The organism is Luteibacter sp. OK325 (assembly GCF_003050935.1).
Lineage (GTDB): Bacteria > Pseudomonadota > Gammaproteobacteria > Xanthomonadales > Rhodanobacteraceae > Luteibacter.
The window spans coordinates 388,002-404,862 of sequence record NZ_QAOX01000001.1 but is presented as its reverse complement, the minus strand read 5'-3'; the positions used below and the strand labels follow the sequence as shown (position 1 = coordinate 404,862).

The window sequence follows — 16,861 nt, the reverse complement described above, 5'->3', positions numbered from 1 at the left end:
CTCCATGCCGCTTAGCCAACTCGACGCCAATGCCGCCCTGATCGTTGTCGACCTTCAGAAGGGTATCGTTGCGCTGCCGACCGCGCACAACGCCGCGGATATCGTCGCGCGTTCCGCTTCACTCGCCCGCGCGTTCCGCGCATCGGGTCGCCCGGTCGTGCTCGTTCATGTCACGGGTGCCGCGCCGGGCCGCACGGATGCGGGCGCGCGCGCCTTCCCGTCTGACCCGTCCTTCGCGGAATTCATTCCCGAGATCGAGCGGGCGCCGTCCGATCACATCATCGAGAAGAAGCGCTGGGGTGCCTTCCACGGGACGGATCTCGACAGCTGGCTGCGCGGCAAGGGCATCGAGCAGGTGGTGATCGTCGGTATCGCCACCAGCATTGGTGTCGAATCCACGGCGCGCTTCGCCAGTGAGCTTGGGTATAACGTCGTGATCGTGCCTGACGCGATGACGGACATGGTCGCTAGCGCCCACGACAACAGCGTCAACACGATCTTCCCGCGTCTGGCTGAGACGACGACCACGGCCGAGTTGCTCAAGGCCATCGGCTGAGACCAGCCTTCCTCCGCCGCCCTGTCGAGATTGGCGCTGAGCCCGTCTCGACAGGGCGACGGGGTGTCGTTCCTAGGTGTGGTGACCGTGCTCGTCATCGGCCGTGAGGCCGACGCCCGCGCCGGCTGCAGCGCCGCCGGCCATGCCGGCGCCCATGCCTCCGCCGCCCATGCCGCCTCCACCGCCGGCCTTTCCGCCACCACCCTCACGGCCATCGCCCTTGCCACCTTCGGCGCGCGACTTTCCGCCTGAACCACTGGAGGGGCGGGTCGGGCCCTGCTTGGGAATCGCCACGCTTGCCGGGATCGCGTCGAGGTCCAGCACGCTACGAATGAAGTCGCGTAGCGCGACCACGAGCTCGGCGGTATGCGTGGGCCTGCCTTCGGCCAGCTCGGTCGCGGCCCTTGCCGCCAACTCCACCTGCTTCTCAGTGCCCAGCAGGATGATGTCCGACAGCGCGGCCTCTACCGCGTCACGCACGCGCCGCGCTCGTTCGTTGCCTGATGACGCTGCGACATCGACGGCAGTCTGCCCAGTGTCCATTCGGTGCAGGTCTCGCAGATGCGTGGGATCGACTGACAGGTTGCCAGTGAAGGAGCCGCCGAGCGTCTTGTAAGCCGCAATCAATGTGCGCAGTCGCTCGTTGATCTGCCGGTTCTCCCGCTCGCGCCGCTGCTGGATCGTCTGCATGGCGAGCAGCCGAATGCCTACGCCGATGAGGGTGATGACCGCCAATCCGAAGAGGGTGGAAAGGAGGCCTTGCCAGGAGCTGAAGTCGAGGTTGCGCATGAGGGCATCCTTGGGAAGCGCCAGAGAGCGTGGCGTGAAATACCGTCCGCTTGCAATTGTAAGGAATATTCCTTACTTTGGGTATCCGTACCGAGGAGAGTGGTCATGCCGAGCATCCAGGAAATCGCCACCCTCACGTCCAAGGGGCAGATCACCTTGCCCAAGGCGGTGCGCCAGATCCTGGGCGTCGAAACGGGTGGGAGAGTGGTGTTCGAAGTTCGCGACGGCGAAGTCATCGTCACTTCTGCGGCATTGGCTCACGATGACCCTGCCATCGGCTCCTTCCTCGATGTGTTGGAGGCCGACATACGTCACGGACGCCACGTCGGTAGCCTTCCGGATGATCTCGCTCGCGCCATGCTCGAAAGCGCAGGACGCGTTGCGGATATCCCTGATGAATTTGAAGGCGACGTGGAGCTCTGATGCAGGTCGATGGCTGGACGTTGCTGTTCCACGAGTGCATCGTCGAGCAGCTTTCGCGGCTTCATTCCGCGGCCCTGAGAGCGGAGCGACAGGATCCAGCGGGGTTCGAGGGTAATGCGAACGTGCGGCTCTTTCGCGCACTGAGTCACCTTCTTCTGCATGCGGTTCCAGGCGATCCGTCTCGAGAGGAGTACCGCCAGGGAAACACGCTTGGCACGGCACATCGCCACTGGCGTCGGGCGAAGCTTGGACGAAGGTTCCGCGTGTTCTTCCGCTTCGATTCGCGCTCCCGGGTCATCGTCTACGCGTGGGTCAATGATGAGGGAACCTTGCGATCTTCCGGATCTCGGTCGGATGCGTACGCAGTTTTTACGAAGATGCTGGGTCGGGGTAACCCACCGACGGACTGGGATGCCCTCGTTTCCGAGAGCGCCACAGGCTGGAAGGGGCCGCACCGCGTAAACGACCGCCCTGAGGGATAAGGCTGAAGCAGGCGCCTGTCCTGTGCCGCCCCACCCGGCTTCGTGGATAATGGCGGTCTCCCCCTATTCCAAAGCATGGGTATCACCTTGCTTCTGATGATCGACAACTACGACAGCTTCACCTTCAACCTCGTCCAGTACCTGGGCGAGCTGGGTCAGGAGGTCAAGGTGGTGCGTAACGACGCCCTCACCGTCGCGGATATCCGCGCCATGGCACCTTCACGCATCATGATTTCGCCGGGACCGGGCACGCCGGACGATTCGGGTGTGTCCATCGACATCCTCCGCGAGATGGCGGGCGAGCTGCCGATCTTCGGCGTCTGCCTCGGGCACCAGGCCATCGGCCAGGTGTTCGGCGGCAACGTGATCCGGGCGCGCGAGATCATGCACGGGAAGACCTCCCCGGTGAAGCATCGCGGGCAGGGCGTATTTGCCGGCCTGCCGAACCCGTTCGAAGCCACGCGCTACCACTCGCTGGTGGTGGAGAAGCACTCGGTGCCGGACTGTCTCGAAGTCACCGCCTGGACGGAACGCGAAGACGGCTCGCTCGACGAGATCATGGGTCTGCGCCATCGCACCCTGGATATCGAAGGCGTGCAGTTCCATCCGGAATCGATCCTGACCCAGCACGGTCATGACCTGCTGCGTAACTTCCTCGGCATGCCGTTGCCGCTCGCCGCGTAAGAAAGGATCCCCGCTCCATGCCGATGACTCCCTCCGAGGCGCTGCAGCGCACGATCGAGCACCGCGAGATCTTCCACGACGAGATGATCGAGCTGATGCACCAGATCATGCGTGGCGATGTGAGCCCGCTGATGACGGCGGCGATCCTCACCGGCCTGCGCGTAAAGAAGGAAACCGTCGGCGAGATCACCGGCGCCGCGCGTGTCATGCGCGATCTTTCCGCCAGGGTGGATGCCGGTCCGCATCCCCACTTCATCGATATCGTGGGTACCGGTGGTGATGGCGCGTCTTCGTTCAATATCTCCACGGCGTCGATGTTCGTCGCCGCGGCCGCGGGCGCCCGCGTCGCCAAGCACGGCGGGCGCAGCGTGTCGTCGAAGTCGGGCAGCGCGGACGTGCTGGAAGCACTCGGTGCGCGTATCGACCTGCTGCCGGCCCAGGTGGCCGTGTGCATGGACGAAACCGACATCGGCTTCATGTTCGCCCCCAACCATCACCCGGCCATGAAGGTTGTCGCACCGGTGCGCAAGGAAATGGGTGTGCGTACCCTTTTCAATATCCTCGGCCCGCTGACCAATCCGGCCGGCGCGCCGAACATCCTCATGGGCGTGTTCCATCCCGATCTCGTCGGCATCCAGGTGCGCGCCCTGCAGGCGCTGGGGGCCAAACACGCCCTGGTCGTGTGGGGACGTGACGGCATGGACGAGATTTCGCTGGGTGCTGCCACCCTGGTGGGCGAACTGCGCGACGGCATCGTGCGTGAATATGAGGTGGAGCCTGAGGATTTCGGACTTTCCATGGCCTCCAGCCGCAACCTTCGCGTGGAAGACGCGAATGAGTCGAAAGCCATGCTTCTGGACGCGATTTCCGGTGTCCCGGGTGTGCCGCACGACATCGTCTGCCTGAATGCGGGCGCGGCACTTTATGCCGCCGATGTAGCGCCTTCCATCCAGGCAGGCATCGATCTGGCGCGGTCAACCATCGCAAGTGGCGCCGCTCGTGTAAAAATGAACGCGTTCGTGGCCGCTACGCAGCGGCTCGGCGCCTGATATCGTCGGGGCTCCCCACCCCGTCCTTACCCTAGGAAGCGCTTCGATGCCCGACATTCTCCATCGCATCCTCCACCGCAAGGCAGAAGAAGTTGCCGAGCGTAAGCGCAAGGTGTCGTTGGACGACCTTGCTGCTCGCGTGGCGGACCTGGAAGCCACGCGGGGCTTCGTCGCGGCGATCGACGCCAAGCTGCATGACGGCAACCCGGCGGTCATCGCCGAGATCAAGAAGGCCAGCCCCAGCAAGGGCCTGATCCGTGCCGACTTCAATCCGGCTGAGATCGCGCGCAGCTACGAGCGGGGCGGCGCGACATGCCTCTCCGTGCTGACCGATGCCGACTTCTTCCAGGGCCATGAAGACTACGTGCGCGAGGCGCGCGAGGCCTGTTCACTGCCGATCCTGCGCAAGGATTTCATCGTCGACGAATACCAGGTGTACGAGGCCCGTGTGATCGGTGCCGACTGCATCCTGCTGATCGTGGCGGCCTTTGCCAGCAAGGAAGGTGGCGACGTCATCTATGACGACAAGGCGCTGCTGGAACTCTCCATGCTGGCGGCGGAGCTCGATCTCGACGTGCTCGTCGAAGTACACAATGAAGACGAGCTGGAAATCGCACTGGACCTTCCGGTGCCGCTGATCGGCGCGAACAATCGCAACCTGCGCACCTTCGAAACCTCGCTCGGTACGTCTCTGCGCCTGAAGGATCGCGTCGGCGACGGCACCCTCGTGGCCGAATCCGGCATCCACACCCCCGAAGACGTGAAGGTTCTGCGCGACAAGGGCATCGACTGCTTCCTCGTCGGCGAGGCGTTCATGCGTGCCGCCGATCCTGGCGCCGAGCTGCGCAAGCTGTTCGGCACGCCCCCGCACAGCCATCCGCACAAGCACTAGAAACCGAATGAATCAGGGGATCGAAACGGCAGTCGTCGATGACACTGCCGGTGACGCACGACGCGTCGTCTTGTTCGACTTCGACGGTGTCATTGTCCGTCACCAGACACTCGAACTGTTTTTCCGTGAGCGTCTTTCCGGCGTCGGCCGCTGGCGTGTGCTGCTGGCGCTCCCCCTGTTGCCGTTCATCCCGTTGCTGATCGGCACGGTCGCCGGCAATCGGCTGCTTGGGCGCGTTTTCCTCCGCGTGGTGACGTTCGGTCGTCGCGAAGCGACCTATCGGCGCCAGGTGGCGGCGTATGCGCGCACGTATGCGCGGCGGCCCGGGGTGTTTCTGCGCGATGCCGTGGCCACCCTGCGTCGTCACGTGGATGCCGGCGACCGGGTGATCATCATCAGTGGTAACGACCTCACCATGGTCGAGGCGATCCTCGACGAGGTGAGCCTCACGGGCTACGAGCTGATCGCTTCGCAGACCCGGGGTGGCCTTTTCGGCGTGCATTTCACCCGGCACAACGTGGACGGCGTAAAGGTCACCACGCTCGACCGTGCCGGTATCGCCAGACCCTGGGCCGTGGCCTACAGCGACTCCCTGTCCGATCTGCCCATGTTGCGCGCCGCCGACGAGGCGAAGCTGATCAACCCGAGCGTTAAGGTCGGGAAGAAGGCCGGACGCGTCCTCGGCGACAAGCTCGAAGTGCTGTACTGGTACTAGTGCCGCGCCGCCGCTTGCGTGGGCCCTCCTGCCGCCGCTAGCCTCGCTATCCGTCCCCGTCCCCGGATTAACGATGTACCTGTCTTCCCTGCGTGAGCTCGCCCTCGGCAGTCGCCTCAAGGCGCTGAGCGATCACTTCTACCAGGCCGTCGACGAGGTCTATCGGGCCTGCGGCGCGGACATCGAGTCGCGCTGGTTTCCTGTGCTTCGCTTCCTGCGCGATGTCGGCCCGACCACGGTGACGGACATGGCCACCGCGATCGGACAGACGCACTCCGCCGTGAGTCAGCTCGCCGACCGGTTGGTCGAGGCAGGCATGGTGGTACGACAGCGCGACCCGCAGGACGGTCGGCGCAGTGTGCTGGCGCTGACCGATGCGGGCGAGCGAGCGCTGGGTGCGCTTGGACCGGTGTGGCTGGCGATCCGGCGGGGTATGGCCGAGTCCATGGGTCCTCGCGGCCTGGCCCTGCTGGATGCCATCGATGGTTGCGAGCAGGCGCTCGGCGAACGGCCCCTGGTCGACGCGATCCTTGTCCAGCGGGCCGCGCTATCGCAGGAGCAGGTCGAGGTGGTTCCGTTCGAACCGGCCTTGCGCGAGCACTTCCGTCGCCTCAACCAGGCGTGGCTGGAGCGCTATTTCCACGTCGAGGATCTGGATCGGACGCTGTTCGCCGATCCCGAGGGCCTGGTGATCGCGAAGGGCGGGGCGATCTTCTTCGCGCTGTATGCCGGCGAGGTGGTCGGCACCTGCGCCCTGCTCAGCGAAGGGGAGGGTGTTTACGAGTTGTCCAAGATGGGCGTGGACGAGAACTATCGCGGGCTCGGTGCCGGTCGCAAGCTGCTCGACGCGGCGATCGGTGAATACCGCCAGCGCGGTGGCTCCCACCTGTTCCTGGAGTCGAACAGCAAGCTGGCGCGGGCGATGGGCATGTACGAGCGGGCCGGCTTCGTGCGCCAGCCAGCCATCCGCCCGGGCTCGCATTACGAGCGGGCGGATGTCTACATGATCTACCAGGGCCCCTGAGGGCTCAGCGGGTGCCGCGTACCACGATCGTCTTGCCGGCCACGTCGATCATCCGCTCTTCCTCGAGCTGCTTGAGCACGCGGCCGACCATTTCCCGCGAACAGCCGACGATCCGGCTGACTTCCTGTCGCGATATGCGGATCTGCGTACCGTCCGGGTGGGTCATGGCGTCCGGCTCCTGGCACAGGTCCAGGAGGGTGCGCGACACACGGTTGGTCACATCCATGAAGGCCATGCGGCTGACCTGTCGCGAGGTTCGCAGCAAACGCTGGGTCAGCTGGGAGCCGATCGCGAAGAGCAGCTTGGGGCATTCGGCCGAGAGCGAGCCCTCGAGCAGCTGGAACAGGCGCTCGTAGCTGATCTCGGCCATTTCCACGGGCGTGCGGGTACGCACGAGCGACTCGCGCTGGGCCTGTTCGACGAACAAGCCCATCTCGCCAATAAACTGGCCACGGTTGATGTAGGCCAGGATCAGCTCACGGCCTTCCTCGTCCTCCGTGCAGACGGCGAGCGAGCCTTCGACCACGTAATAGAGCGTGTTGGCTGGATCACCCGGTCGGATGATCGCGGTTTTCCCCGGGTAACGGCGGCGGTGGCAAGCATCCAGAAAACGGCCCATCGACGCCGGATCGGGCGCGAAGCCCAACGGTGCCTGGGATCGTTCGAATGCCTGTTGCAACAGATATTTAAGTTGAGCCACAGCAGATTCCGTTGAGTCTCACTGGCATAGCGTCCCCTTCAGCGGCTGGCCGACGGAATTCCGTCAGGTGTCGATGACTCGCCATGTCCCCGGCAGATTATTGCAGACATCCGGTCGTCAAAATCCACACTTCCACGTGAAAGGTGACGGGCTTGTTCAAATTTTCGCCATCTTGCCTCATAATTTCACCCCCTCGGCGCCAGACCCCTTGTCTCACGCCGTACATAAGGGGAAGGCAGACTTCGGGTCTGCCTGTTCTCATTCATCTTTGCGGGGACCCTAGCTGCTAACCCGCGTCTACTGCTGGCCGATCATCCCCCGGCCTCGGAGAGTCGCTGTGGTCAAACCGCTTCCCCGCCTTCGCCTGCAAGGTTTCAACAACCTCACCAAGGCGCTGAGTTTCAATATCTACGATATCTGCTATGCCGTTTCGGAGCAGCAGCGCCAGAACTACATCGAGTACATCGATGAGCAGTACGACGCCGACCGCCTGACCCAGATCCTGACGGACGTGGCCGAGATCATCGGCGCGAACATCCTGAACATCGCGCGCCAGGATTACGATCCGCAGGGCGCTTCGGTCACCATCCTCATTTCCGAGGAGCCGGTGGTCGAAAAGCTGGGCCGGGACACGATCTCCGGTGCCGTCGTGGCGCACATGGACAAGAGCCACATCACCGTCCATACCTACCCGGAAACGCATCCGCACAATGGCATCGCGACGTTCCGTGCCGATATCGACGTCGCCACCTGCGGCGTCATCTCGCCGCTGAAGGCCCTGAACTACCTGATCGACAGCTTCGAGTCGGACATTGTCATTGCCGACTACCGCGTGCGCGGCTTCACGCGCGACGTCAAGGGCAAGAAGCACTTCATCGATCACAAGATCAACTCGGTGCAGGACTACCTGGCCAAGCACATCCGTCAGAAGTACGAGATGTTCGACGTGAACGTGTACCAGGAAAACATCTTCCACACGAAGATGCACATCAAGGACTTCGACCTCGATACGTACCTCTTCGAGGCCCAGGCCGACGACCTCTCGTTCAAGGAGCGCCAGCGCATCGAGTCGCTGCTCCGCCGCGAGATCGAGGAACTCTTCCACGGCCGCAACCTGATGTGACGAGAAGCCCCGCGAAAGCGGGGCTTTTTTTATGCCGATGCGTTGACCTTGATGAAGTCGATGAAGGCGCGCAGCGGGGCGGGCACGAGTCGCCGGCCGGGGTAGTAAAGGAGCGGCCCCGAAAAGCTCGGCCACCAGGATTCGAGCACGGGCTCGAGGTCGCCGCGTTCGAAAAACGGACGGAGCCAGTCTTCGAACAGGCAGACGATCCCGGTGCCGGCCACTGCGACATCGACCGCCAGATCGGTGCCCCCGCCGATACGTACGATCATCGGGCCGGTGGGGTCGACGACCACGACCTCGCCGTCCCGCTCGAATTCCCAGGCCGGCATGCTGCCGCTCGGGAAACGACCGCGCAGGCAGGCATGGTGGAGCAAGTCGCGAGGGTGTTCGGGGTGTCCATGACGGGCGAGGTAGGCCGGCGAGGCGGCAGCGGCGAAGCGCTGCACGCGCGGCCCGATGGGTACCGCGATCATGTCCTGTTCCAGGCGCTCGTCGTAGCGGATGCCGGCGTCGCAGCCGGCCGCAAGGACGTCGACGAAGCTTTCCTCGGTCGTCACGTCCAGCCGGATGTCGGGGTAGGCGGCCAGGAACGGCGGCACGATGGTCGGCAGGACCAGGCGGGCCGCGCTGACCGGCACATTGAGACGCAGCGTCCCCGCGGGCCGGTCGCGGAAGCCGTTCACCACGTCGATGGCCGAATCGACCTCGGTCAGGGCGGGGCCGAGTCGCAGGAGCAGTCCTTCGCCCACCTCGGTGGGCACCACGGTACGGGTCGTCCGGTTGAGCAGTCTTACGCCGAGCTGGGCTTCCAGTCGACGAACCGCTTCGCTCAGCGCCGAGGCGCTGCCGCCGCTCAGGCGGGCGGCCTCGCGGAAGCCGCGGGCGCGCGCTACGGCGACGAAGGCACTCAGGTCTGCGAGGTCGGCCATGGGATCCTCAAGGGCTTTACTGTGCGAAAAGGCGCACGACCTGTCCCGATTGTGCACGGTTATCGTGGCAGCACACAGCGCCTAGGATGCACGTCTACCCACGGAGACCCGTCATGTCCCAGATCAACGCATCCGGCACGTTCGCCCTCGGCGACCACACAGTCAAAAGGCTTGGCTACGGCGCCATGCAGCTCGCCGGCAAGGGGGTTTTCGGGCCGCCAAGCGACCGCAACGCGGCGCTCGCCGTCCTGCGCGAAGCGGTGGAAAGTGGCGTCGACCACATCGACACCAGCGACTTCTATGGTCCGCACATCACCAATCAGCTGATCCGCGAGGCGCTGCATCCGTATCGGGACGACCTCGTCATCGTGACCAAGGTTGGCGCGGTGCGCGGACCGAAGGGCGAATGGCATCCGGCGTTTTCAGCCGAAGACCTGACCCGTGCGGTGCACGACAACCTGCGTAACCTCGGCAAGGACGTGCTCGATGTGGTGAACCTGCGCGCCATGTTCGACGTGCACGGTCCTGCGGAAGGTTCGATCGAGGAGACATTTTCGGTGCTGGCGAAGCTGCAACAGCAGGGGCTGATCCGTCACCTCGGACTGAGCAACGTCACGCCGACGCAGATTGCGGAGGGCCGGAAGATCGCCGCCGTCGTGTGCGTGCAGAACCAGTACAACCTGGCGCACCGCGACGACGATACGCTTATCGACGACCTGGCTGGCGAAGGTACGGCCTACGTGCCCTTCTTTCCCTTGGGTGGCTTCACGCCGTTGCAGTCCTCGACCTTGTCGCGTGTCGCCGAGCGTCTCGAGGCCACGCCCATGCAAGTCGCACTGGCGTGGCTGCTGCACCGCTCGCCGAACATCATGCTTATCCCGGGAACCTCGTCGATCGGGCACCTTCGGGAGAATCTTGCGTCTGCCGCCCTGAAGCTGCCCGGTGATGCCCTCGCCGAACTGGATGGCATCGGAAGTGACAGCACCACCTGATCGACCCTTGGGTACGCCCGCCATTCACGGCGGCTTCGGCGGCTGCCGTTAGATCCGGTAGGCAACCGCTTTCATCACGGCCGACGCGGCATGCATCAGCTGTGGGAGCGGCCACGGAAGGTCGATGCCGCCGCGCGCCTGTGCTGCGTCGGCATGGCGGATCTCGTCGGCCTGCATCTGGCGCAGGATGGCGCGGCTACGGTCATCCTGCGCGGGCAGGTGCTCGAGGTGCTCGGCAAGATGGGCTTCCACCTGGCGCTCGGTTTCCACAACGAAACCCAGGCTGATCGGGTCGCCCACGGCGGCGGCGGCCACGCCGATGGCGTAACTGCCGGCGTACCAGAGTGGGTTGAGCAGGCTGGGGCGGCTGTCGAGCTGCCTGAGGCGCTCCGCGCACCAGGCCAGGTGGTCGGTTTCTTCCTGGGCGGCGTGCATCAGGTGTTCGCGGGTTTCGTCGGTGCGGGCGAGGGCGGCCTGACCGACATAGAGGGCCTGCGCACAGACCTCGCCGACGTGGTTGATCCGCATCAGGCCGGCGGCGTGGCGCCGCTCGGCGTCGTCCAGGGGCGCGTCGGGCACGGCATCACCGGGAGAGCGGCGCGCGGGCTCGGGCGAGCCTGCCACGGCTTCCATGGCGCGTTCCAGGCCGCTCAGCAGGCGGTCGAGAGGGCTCAGGGTGCGAACGGTCATGAAGGAACTCCTTACGAACGGATACGACGCAGGTTATAATGGGCGACTCCCGAATCCAGATGAAGACGCTGCGGCCGCTTGTCGCGGTAGCCGCTCAGGAACCGGGACCGCTTGTGAACGGGCCCCGTCATCCATTATGATTGTCGGCCCGAAGCTCACCTGCACGGTGGGCTTGCGCGACGAGGGAAAAGTCCGCTATTCTCTCGCGCCTTTGCTTTCACCGATTCCGTGTTCCGTCTCAACGGCGGCAAACCAGGTATTTGAAATGAAAACGTTCACCGCCAAGCCGGAAAGCGTCAAGCGCGATTGGTTCGTGGTTGATGCCACGAACAAGACCCTGGGTCGTCTTTCGACCGAGGTCGCGCGTCGCCTCCGCGGCAAGCACAAGCCCGAGTTCACCCCGCACGTCGACACCGGCGACTACATCGTCGTGATCAACGCTGAGAAGGTGGCCGTGACCGGTGCCAAGCTGGACGACAAGATGTACCACCGCTTCACCGGCTACGTCGGCAACCTGAAGACCACGAGTCTCAAGGATCTGCTGGCTACCCACCCGGAGCGCGTGATCGAGATCGCCGTCAAGGGCATGCTGCCGAAGAACCCGCTGGGTCGCGCCATGTACCGCAAGCTCAAGGTGTACGGCGGCGCCGAGCACCCGCACACCGCGCAGATGCCTCAGGCGCTGGAAATCTAAGGAATTTACATGGCTACCCAGCAGAATTACGGTACCGGCCGCCGCAAGACCTCCGCCGCCCGCGTGTTCCTTCGCAAGGGCACCGGTGGCATCGTGGTCAACGGCAAGCCGCTCGACCAGTTCTTCGGTCGCGAGACCTCGCGCATGATCGTGCGCCAGCCGCTCGAACTGACCGAGAACGTCGACAAGTTTGATATCATGGTCACCGTCGCCGGTGGCGGCATCACGGGTCAGGCCGGCGCCATTCGCCTCGGTATCTCCCGCGCCCTCGTCGAATACGACGAAGCGCTGAAGTCGCCGCTGCGCAAGGCTGGTTTCATGACCCGCGACGCCCGCGAAGTCGAGCGTAAGAAGGTCGGTCTGCACAAGGCCCGCCGCGCAACGCAGTTCTCGAAGCGCTAATCATCGCGCTTCAAAGTTCGACGCACTAAGGTCAGAGCGCGTCGAGCCAAGGTTTATTGGGAGATCGTCTAACGGTAGGACGACAGCCTCTGACGCTGTCTATCTAGGTTCGAATCCTAGTCTCCCAGCCAAACGAAAAAAGCCTCTGAGAAATCAGGGGCTTTTTTTTGCCCGCATACGACGAATGGGTGATTCCGTTGCTGAATCGACCGGCCTTCTACCAGGCGGTAACCCAAGCCACCGAGACCGCTCCGAGGCAGCAGGCACTGACAGCCAGTATCGCTAACGTCCTCAGCAAACGCTCCCTCCATTGACGATGCAGTCGAACAGCGAATGTCCGACGCAGCGTGCGGTGTCGCGCTCTTTGTTCGACGAGCGTTCGATCCTGTCGGGCGTGGTCCGTGCAAGCCTGACGGTAGGCCTCGAAAGTCAGGACCCCGTCGTCGCTCCTTGCGTCATATAGCCGTCGTAGCAGGGAGGGCAGCACACGCAGGGGATGCTGCATGATTCGGACATGTTCAAGCAGAACATCGTCCAGTAGCTGTTCCGTGCCGGCGTCCTGCTCGAACCGCAAGCACGCCATTCGCGCAGGCAGGCGGATCATCAGGGCAAGTTCTCCCGGTGTGGGAGCCATCACCTGGCAGATGACAGGTGGAATTGCCGTACTGTTCGCAACGTGGCCGTCCAGGGAGGGATCCTGACAGGTCGCGACGATCGCGATCTGTCCGGTCGCCGCCATCGTCGACATTGCCTCGAGAAAGGCACGCGCCATCGTGGCATCCGTACTTTCGCGCAACAGGACATCGAGGTCGTCAACGAACAGCATCAGGACGGCACCGTGCCCGTGAAGTCGGTGAGCGATGCGCCCGAGAACGAGGTTAAGGTCTTCGAGTAGCGACCGTGTCAAAGACGCGTGTTCGCTTTCGACGAAAATCGGTTCTCCGTCGATATGCCACGCACACAGGGCGGTGGCGAGCGCGTCCCAGGGACGTCCGTCGGCACGATCGCCGCGGAGCATGGCGAATGCCAGGGCGCGCAACCCGTCGTATCCCGCAGGGCTAAGGAGCGGTGGGGCAACGCCGGCACATACGAGCGATGTCTTGCCGCTCACCGGTGGACCGTATACGAGGAGGAACGCGTAGCCTTGGCTATGCGCTCCCTTGAGGCGCTTAAGACCTTCCGAAGCGCATCGCCTGCGTCCGAAGAACAACGGCGCCTCCAGGAAATCGAAGGCCGGGCCGCCTGGATAGGGCGGCGCGGATGCCGCAAGAAGTGGCAGTTTGACCGCGGAACGGCCGTCCGGAAAAGCGACCGACGCCGTTACCTGGTAACCGCGTTTGCGAATTGTCGCAATGTAGCGGGGCGCGCGTGCGTCATCGCCCAGCGCGCGACGCAACTGGGCAATGGCTTTGTGCACCGGATTATCCCCGTAGAAATGGCCGGCCCAGCAGGTGGTGAGTAACTCATCGGTCGAGAGCACTTCGGGTGCCCGCAACGCCAGTGCGACCAGGACATCCATCAGTTTCGGTTCGAGCGACATGCGCTCTTCCGGGCGCTCGATGACGCGCTGTCCGGGACGCACCGTCCAGTCGCCGAACGTGAAGAAGGGGGGCCTCATGGCGATGATGCATGCCGCGGCCAGGCCGGACTGTGCCGCGCTAAGTCCTTGGTCTGTGGGAAGAAGGCCCGCCGTAAGGTTTCCGGAAGGACACCCGGGCGCCTTTCCGACAAGGCTCTACGGCATCTTCCACCTGGACAGCACACATGAATGGACATCCTTTCCCTGGCCCTGAGGCCGGGCACATTTTGTCACAGGCCTTCCGGGCCAGTGACAGAGGCGCCGGTGCCCGCACTACCGTGGTTCTCGCCGATCAGCAGGCCGTCCTGCGCGATGCGGTGGCGGCCGTGCTGCAGACACACGAGGGCGTGGATATCGTCGGGAGCACGGGTGACGGGCAGGAATGCGTGCGTATGGGTCAGGACGAGCGCCCCGATCTGCTGATCTTCGACACGGCCGTCGCCGGCATGTCGGGGCTCGAAGTCGCGCGACGCATCGCCAGGGACTCGCCGGGTACGCGGATGCTTTGCCTGTCCGCGCGGGAGCAGGCTCATTGGGTCAGGGCCGCCTTCGACGCCGGTGCCCACGGCTATGTCGCCAAGCGAAATACGTTCGACGTACTTGCACGTGCCATCGACGGCGTGATGCATTCGGGGTCCTACGTCAGTCCCGACGTCGCGCATGTCCTGGTCAACAGCTTTCGCGGTCGTCCCGTCCACCCGGGCGCCAGCGGCGATGAACTGAGCAATCGCGAGAGGGAGGTGGCGCGGCTGTATGCCGAAGGGCTCGCGACGCGCGAAATCGCCGACCGCCTTCACCTCAGCATGAAGACGGTCGGTACCCATCGCGATCACGTGATGGCCAAGCTCGGCATCCGTGGCATTGCCCAGCTGACACGCTACGCGGTCCGCGAGGGGCTCGTCGATGTGGACGACTAAGCGAGCGAATAGGTTCGCAACCCGAAACGAATCAGTGCGCGACCGATACCGCACGCGCCCGCATGAGCGGATAGTTTCACCCAACGGCGCGGAGTTCGCCGATGCAGAGCACACACGGATGGCTGACTTCTCCCGGTTCTTTCCTATCCTCCTCAAGCACGAGGGTGGATACGTCAACCACCCTGCCGACCCGGGTGGCGCTACCAACAAAGGAATCACGCTCGGCACGCTGTCACAGTGTTCGCGTGCGTTGCTCGGGCTCCCCCCCAGCATGGGCCTTCTGCGCGATCTGACCGACGAACAGGTCGGCATTATCTACAAGGCGCTTTATTGGGACGCCATTCGCGGTGACGACATCGCCTCACAATCCCTGGCCAGCCTGGTGTGCGACTTCCAGGTCAACGCGGGCGCCACGTCGTCGCGGTTGCTGCAGATGGTGCTCAACGAGCATGGCACCCGGCCAGCACTGGCCATCGACGGAGTGATCGGATCGCGCACCCTGCGCGTGGTCAACGCCTGCGACGCCGCCCGGATACACGCCATGTTCAAGACGCGACGCGTCGACTACTACCGCGGCCTGGCGAAACGGCGCCCTTCGTTGCAGTGCTTCCTTGCCGGATGGCTGCGGCGCACCGAATCCTTTGCCTACATTTCGCCTTGAAGAAGGACATGATACGTGGCTGCAGATACACCGCTTCCCGGTCTCATCGAGGCAATGGCCGGTGCCGTGATCGATGCGCAGGATCGCATCGAGCGACGACAGATGGCTTACCTCAGCGAGTACTTCGACGAGGACAACCGCCCGAAAAGTGTCGTCATCCGCATGCCGTCCATGCAGCCGGATGCGAAGGTCGAGGACGAAGACCTGTACAGGGCGCCGCTGCTGCCCCTGGTCTCGACGAACCTTCTGCGGATCAAGGACGTCGAGATCAGTTTCGACGCCGACCTGGGACATCTCGTCGAGCCAGCGGCGGCTCCCGCTGTGACCGCATCGATGGACGCGCGGCCTGGCTGGGAGTTGCCTCGCGAGGCAACACGTCCGGTGCTTCAGCTGGACACGACCGCGGCCAGCGGCGGCCGCAAGGCGGGCTCGGTTCGCGTCGTGATGCGCGTGGAAGGTAGCGAGCCCAGTGACGGGATGGCCCGTCTCATGGCCCATTTAGCGCAGACCCAAGGGGTCTTCCAGACGTTCAGGCCGGAGAGCTGAGGCGATACCGGTCGAACCACGCCGCGCATCCCGTGCGTCGTGTCTTGCCAACAGTAAAGGAGTTACGACATGGCAGAACTCGTGAGTATGTCCAGCCAGTTCCAGGGTCTTCCGATGGGTGACCTCATCGGTGCACCGCTCAGCGCGGCATGCGATGGACAGATCAAACTGGCCCAGGCCACCGCCGACTTCATCAAGGTCGTCGGCTTCCTGCCCGACGCCGAAAGCGCGGACGGTATCGGTGACACCCGCACGGCATCGTTCAAGTTCAAGCGTCCCGTCGAAAATCCGGACGGGAGCATCTCCGACGAAGAAGTCGAGATCGACGTACCGCTGCTTTCGATCGTAAAGGTGCCGAACCTGGCGATCAGTACGGTTGATATCACCTTCGACATGGAAGTGAAATCGACGGTCACCGAGAAGGAATCTAGCAACAGCTCGCATGCTTACGACGCGAACATGTCGATGAAGTTCGGTTTGTTCAGGGCAAACGTCAAGGTGGCCGGCTCGGTGGCTTCGGCCAAGGAGAACACCCGCCAGTCCGATAACTCCGCGAGGTACCACGTCGCTATTCACGCGGAAGACAAGGGTATGCCGGAAGGCCTTGCCCGCGTCATGGACATCATGCAGTCCGCGTGCGCCCCGCGTAAGGTCACGGCCGTGCCGACCGCCGCAGCGGCGTAACGGATGGTCGCGGCACCCCATTCCCCTCCCCCGGGTGCCGCGGCTTTTTCAAAGGAGTGAACTCATGTTCGATCTTACGGAAGTCAAGTTCGTCAAGCGCATCGTCGTCGGCACGGACGATCCGAACCAGATGCGTTCCGAGCAACAGGTCGAGGAAGCCAGCGACATGCTCAATCGTTGCTTCACCGAGTCCCCCAAGGGCTCCATCATCGGCATGGAGAAGAGCTTCAAGGTTCTCCAGATCGGCGAGCATCAGGTGGTCCTGCAATGGATCTGCTATCACGTAGGCTTTCCGCGAAAGCCCGCCTGGCTGCCGGCAGCGTAGGA

At 63.9% G+C, this 16,861-nt stretch carries 22 protein-coding genes and 1 tRNA gene; 18 read left to right on the top strand and 5 right to left on the bottom strand.

Annotation, left to right across the window (positions count from 1 at the left end):
• The first annotated feature begins 4 nt into the window (after positions 1-4).
• The gene (locus C8J98_RS01820; RefSeq protein WP_107910339.1) at positions 5-556 is read left to right on the top strand and encodes an isochorismatase family protein; all 552 of its coding nucleotides are present in this window, start codon (positions 5-7) and stop codon (positions 554-556) included.
• A gap of 72 nt (positions 557-628) precedes the next feature.
• On the opposite strand, the gene C8J98_RS01815 is transcribed toward C8J98_RS01820, so the two are convergent.
• Complete coding sequence (locus C8J98_RS01815) at positions 629-1,345, bottom strand: hypothetical protein (protein WP_107910337.1); 717 nt, start codon at positions 1,343-1,345, stop codon at positions 629-631.
• A gap of 105 nt (positions 1,346-1,450) precedes the next feature.
• Here C8J98_RS01815 and C8J98_RS01810 point away from each other — a divergent pair, with 105 nt between their 5' ends.
• The 7 genes from C8J98_RS01810 (at position 1,451) to C8J98_RS01780 (ending at position 6,614) form a co-directional block, all read left to right on the top strand.
• Positions 1,451-1,768 (top strand): type II toxin-antitoxin system PrlF family antitoxin, encoded by a 318-nt coding sequence (locus tag C8J98_RS01810; protein ID WP_107910336.1) that lies wholly within the window; start codon positions 1,451-1,453, stop codon positions 1,766-1,768.
• Positions 1,768-2,250 carry a type II toxin-antitoxin system YhaV family toxin gene (locus tag C8J98_RS01805; protein ID WP_107910334.1) on the top strand — a complete coding sequence of 161 codons (483 nt, stop codon included), beginning with the start codon at positions 1,768-1,770 and terminating at the stop codon, positions 2,248-2,250. The genes C8J98_RS01810 and C8J98_RS01805 overlap by 1 nt, the downstream gene beginning before the upstream one ends.
• An 87-nt stretch (positions 2,251-2,337) precedes the next feature.
• The gene (locus C8J98_RS01800) at positions 2,338-2,934 is read left to right on the top strand and encodes an aminodeoxychorismate/anthranilate synthase component II (protein WP_107911111.1); all 597 of its coding nucleotides are present in this window, start codon (positions 2,338-2,340) and stop codon (positions 2,932-2,934) included.
• A gap of 17 nt (positions 2,935-2,951) precedes the next feature.
• Positions 2,952-3,983 carry an anthranilate phosphoribosyltransferase gene (trpD, locus tag C8J98_RS01795; protein ID WP_107910332.1) on the top strand — a complete coding sequence of 344 codons (1,032 nt, stop codon included), beginning with the start codon at positions 2,952-2,954 and terminating at the stop codon, positions 3,981-3,983.
• A 46-nt stretch (positions 3,984-4,029) separates the two neighbouring features.
• Positions 4,030-4,875, top strand: a complete 846-nt coding sequence (trpC, locus tag C8J98_RS01790; protein ID WP_107910330.1) for an indole-3-glycerol phosphate synthase TrpC — start codon at positions 4,030-4,032, stop codon at positions 4,873-4,875.
• Positions 4,876-4,882: 7 nt separating this feature from the next.
• A complete protein-coding gene (locus tag C8J98_RS01785) occupies positions 4,883-5,590 on the top strand; it encodes a haloacid dehalogenase-like hydrolase (protein ID WP_107910329.1) in 708 nt (235 codons plus the stop codon).
• 73 nt (positions 5,591-5,663) lie between these two features.
• Complete coding sequence (locus C8J98_RS01780; RefSeq protein ID WP_107910327.1) at positions 5,664-6,614, top strand: bifunctional helix-turn-helix transcriptional regulator/GNAT family N-acetyltransferase; 951 nt, start codon at positions 5,664-5,666, stop codon at positions 6,612-6,614.
• A 4-nt stretch (positions 6,615-6,618) separates the two neighbouring features.
• Here C8J98_RS01780 and crp read toward each other — a convergent pair whose 3' ends face one another.
• On the bottom strand, positions 6,619-7,314 hold the full coding sequence (gene crp, locus C8J98_RS01775) for a cAMP-activated global transcriptional regulator CRP (RefSeq protein WP_107910325.1): 696 nt from the start codon (positions 7,312-7,314) through the stop codon (positions 6,619-6,621).
• Positions 7,315-7,651: 337 nt separating this feature from the next.
• Here crp and speD point away from each other — a divergent pair, with 337 nt between their 5' ends.
• Positions 7,652-8,437 (top strand): adenosylmethionine decarboxylase, encoded by a 786-nt coding sequence (gene speD / locus C8J98_RS01770; protein ID WP_036109987.1) that lies wholly within the window; start codon positions 7,652-7,654, stop codon positions 8,435-8,437.
• 29 nt (positions 8,438-8,466) lie between these two features.
• On the opposite strand, the gene C8J98_RS01765 is transcribed toward speD, so the two are convergent.
• Positions 8,467-9,351, bottom strand: a complete 885-nt coding sequence (locus tag C8J98_RS01765; RefSeq protein ID WP_199229797.1) for a LysR family transcriptional regulator — start codon at positions 9,349-9,351, stop codon at positions 8,467-8,469.
• 131 nt (positions 9,352-9,482) lie between these two features.
• Between C8J98_RS01765 and C8J98_RS01760 the strand changes: the two genes are divergently transcribed.
• A complete protein-coding gene (locus C8J98_RS01760; protein WP_107910321.1) occupies positions 9,483-10,361 on the top strand; it encodes an aldo/keto reductase family oxidoreductase in 879 nt (292 codons plus the stop codon).
• Between the two features lie 48 nt (positions 10,362-10,409).
• On the opposite strand, the gene coq7 is transcribed toward C8J98_RS01760, so the two are convergent.
• The gene (gene coq7, locus C8J98_RS01755) at positions 10,410-11,051 is read right to left on the bottom strand and encodes a 2-polyprenyl-3-methyl-6-methoxy-1,4-benzoquinone monooxygenase (protein WP_107910319.1); all 642 of its coding nucleotides are present in this window, start codon (positions 11,049-11,051) and stop codon (positions 10,410-10,412) included.
• A gap of 265 nt (positions 11,052-11,316) precedes the next feature.
• Here coq7 and rplM point away from each other — a divergent pair, with 265 nt between their 5' ends.
• The 3 genes from rplM to C8J98_RS01740 all read left to right on the top strand — a co-directional run bounded on the left by rplM (position 11,317) and on the right by C8J98_RS01740 (position 12,278).
• The gene (gene rplM / locus C8J98_RS01750; RefSeq protein WP_046966859.1) at positions 11,317-11,745 is read left to right on the top strand and encodes a 50S ribosomal protein L13; all 429 of its coding nucleotides are present in this window, start codon (positions 11,317-11,319) and stop codon (positions 11,743-11,745) included.
• Positions 11,746-11,754: 9 nt separating this feature from the next.
• Positions 11,755-12,147 carry a 30S ribosomal protein S9 gene (gene rpsI, locus C8J98_RS01745; protein WP_036138010.1) on the top strand — a complete coding sequence of 131 codons (393 nt, stop codon included), beginning with the start codon at positions 11,755-11,757 and terminating at the stop codon, positions 12,145-12,147.
• Between the two features lie 57 nt (positions 12,148-12,204).
• Positions 12,205-12,278: transfer RNA gene (locus C8J98_RS01740), tRNA-Gln, on the top strand.
• A gap of 86 nt (positions 12,279-12,364) precedes the next feature.
• On the opposite strand, the gene C8J98_RS01735 is transcribed toward C8J98_RS01740, so the two are convergent.
• Positions 12,365-13,687: a winged helix-turn-helix domain-containing protein gene (locus C8J98_RS01735; protein WP_158272564.1), complete on the bottom strand. Its 1,323-nt coding sequence runs from the start codon at positions 13,685-13,687 to the stop codon at positions 12,365-12,367.
• A 317-nt stretch (positions 13,688-14,004) separates the two neighbouring features.
• Here C8J98_RS01735 and C8J98_RS01730 point away from each other — a divergent pair, with 317 nt between their 5' ends.
• From C8J98_RS01730 to C8J98_RS01710, 5 genes are all read left to right on the top strand, one after another.
• On the top strand, positions 14,005-14,643 hold the full coding sequence (locus tag C8J98_RS01730) for a response regulator transcription factor (RefSeq protein WP_158272563.1): 639 nt from the start codon (positions 14,005-14,007) through the stop codon (positions 14,641-14,643).
• A gap of 118 nt (positions 14,644-14,761) precedes the next feature.
• Positions 14,762-15,304 carry an N-acetylmuramidase gene (locus C8J98_RS01725; protein WP_107910313.1) on the top strand — a complete coding sequence of 181 codons (543 nt, stop codon included), beginning with the start codon at positions 14,762-14,764 and terminating at the stop codon, positions 15,302-15,304.
• Positions 15,305-15,319: 15 nt separating this feature from the next.
• The gene (locus C8J98_RS01720; protein ID WP_107910311.1) at positions 15,320-15,850 is read left to right on the top strand and encodes a DUF2589 domain-containing protein; all 531 of its coding nucleotides are present in this window, start codon (positions 15,320-15,322) and stop codon (positions 15,848-15,850) included.
• Positions 15,851-15,919: 69 nt separating this feature from the next.
• Complete coding sequence (locus tag C8J98_RS01715; protein WP_107910309.1) at positions 15,920-16,534, top strand: DUF2589 domain-containing protein; 615 nt, start codon at positions 15,920-15,922, stop codon at positions 16,532-16,534.
• Positions 16,535-16,598: 64 nt separating this feature from the next.
• Positions 16,599-16,859, top strand: coding sequence for a hypothetical protein (locus C8J98_RS01710; RefSeq protein ID WP_107910307.1), 261 nt, complete (start codon positions 16,599-16,601; stop codon positions 16,857-16,859).
• Positions 16,860-16,861: the final 2 nt, after the last annotated feature.

What these genes read in the sequence shown, in the direction of transcription:
- C8J98_RS01820 (WP_107910339.1), top strand. Translation starts at nt 5, where the DNA reads ATGCCGCTTAGCCAACTCGACGCCAATGCCGCCCTGATCGTTGTCGAC.
- C8J98_RS01815 (WP_107910337.1), bottom strand. Translation starts at nt 1,345, where the DNA reads ATGCGCAACCTCGACTTCAGCTCCTGGCAAGGCCTCCTTTCCACCCTC.
- C8J98_RS01810 (WP_107910336.1), top strand. Translation starts at nt 1,451, where the DNA reads ATGCCGAGCATCCAGGAAATCGCCACCCTCACGTCCAAGGGGCAGATC.
- C8J98_RS01805 (WP_107910334.1), top strand. Translation starts at nt 1,768, where the DNA reads ATGCAGGTCGATGGCTGGACGTTGCTGTTCCACGAGTGCATCGTCGAG.
- trpD (WP_107910332.1), top strand. Translation starts at nt 2,952, where the DNA reads ATGCCGATGACTCCCTCCGAGGCGCTGCAGCGCACGATCGAGCACCGC.
- trpC (WP_107910330.1), top strand. Translation starts at nt 4,030, where the DNA reads ATGCCCGACATTCTCCATCGCATCCTCCACCGCAAGGCAGAAGAAGTT.
- C8J98_RS01785 (WP_107910329.1), top strand. Translation starts at nt 4,883, where the DNA reads ATGAATCAGGGGATCGAAACGGCAGTCGTCGATGACACTGCCGGTGAC.
- C8J98_RS01780 (WP_107910327.1), top strand. Translation starts at nt 5,664, where the DNA reads ATGTACCTGTCTTCCCTGCGTGAGCTCGCCCTCGGCAGTCGCCTCAAG.
- C8J98_RS01760 (WP_107910321.1), top strand. Translation starts at nt 9,483, where the DNA reads ATGTCCCAGATCAACGCATCCGGCACGTTCGCCCTCGGCGACCACACA.
- coq7 (WP_107910319.1), bottom strand. Translation starts at nt 11,051, where the DNA reads ATGACCGTTCGCACCCTGAGCCCTCTCGACCGCCTGCTGAGCGGCCTG.
- rplM (WP_046966859.1), top strand. Translation starts at nt 11,317, where the DNA reads ATGAAAACGTTCACCGCCAAGCCGGAAAGCGTCAAGCGCGATTGGTTC.
- rpsI (WP_036138010.1), top strand. Translation starts at nt 11,755, where the DNA reads ATGGCTACCCAGCAGAATTACGGTACCGGCCGCCGCAAGACCTCCGCC.
- C8J98_RS01735 (WP_158272564.1), bottom strand. Translation starts at nt 13,687, where the DNA reads ATGTCGCTCGAACCGAAACTGATGGATGTCCTGGTCGCACTGGCGTTG.
- C8J98_RS01725 (WP_107910313.1), top strand. Translation starts at nt 14,762, where the DNA reads ATGGCTGACTTCTCCCGGTTCTTTCCTATCCTCCTCAAGCACGAGGGT.
- C8J98_RS01715 (WP_107910309.1), top strand. Translation starts at nt 15,920, where the DNA reads ATGGCAGAACTCGTGAGTATGTCCAGCCAGTTCCAGGGTCTTCCGATG.
- C8J98_RS01710 (WP_107910307.1), top strand. Translation starts at nt 16,599, where the DNA reads ATGTTCGATCTTACGGAAGTCAAGTTCGTCAAGCGCATCGTCGTCGGC.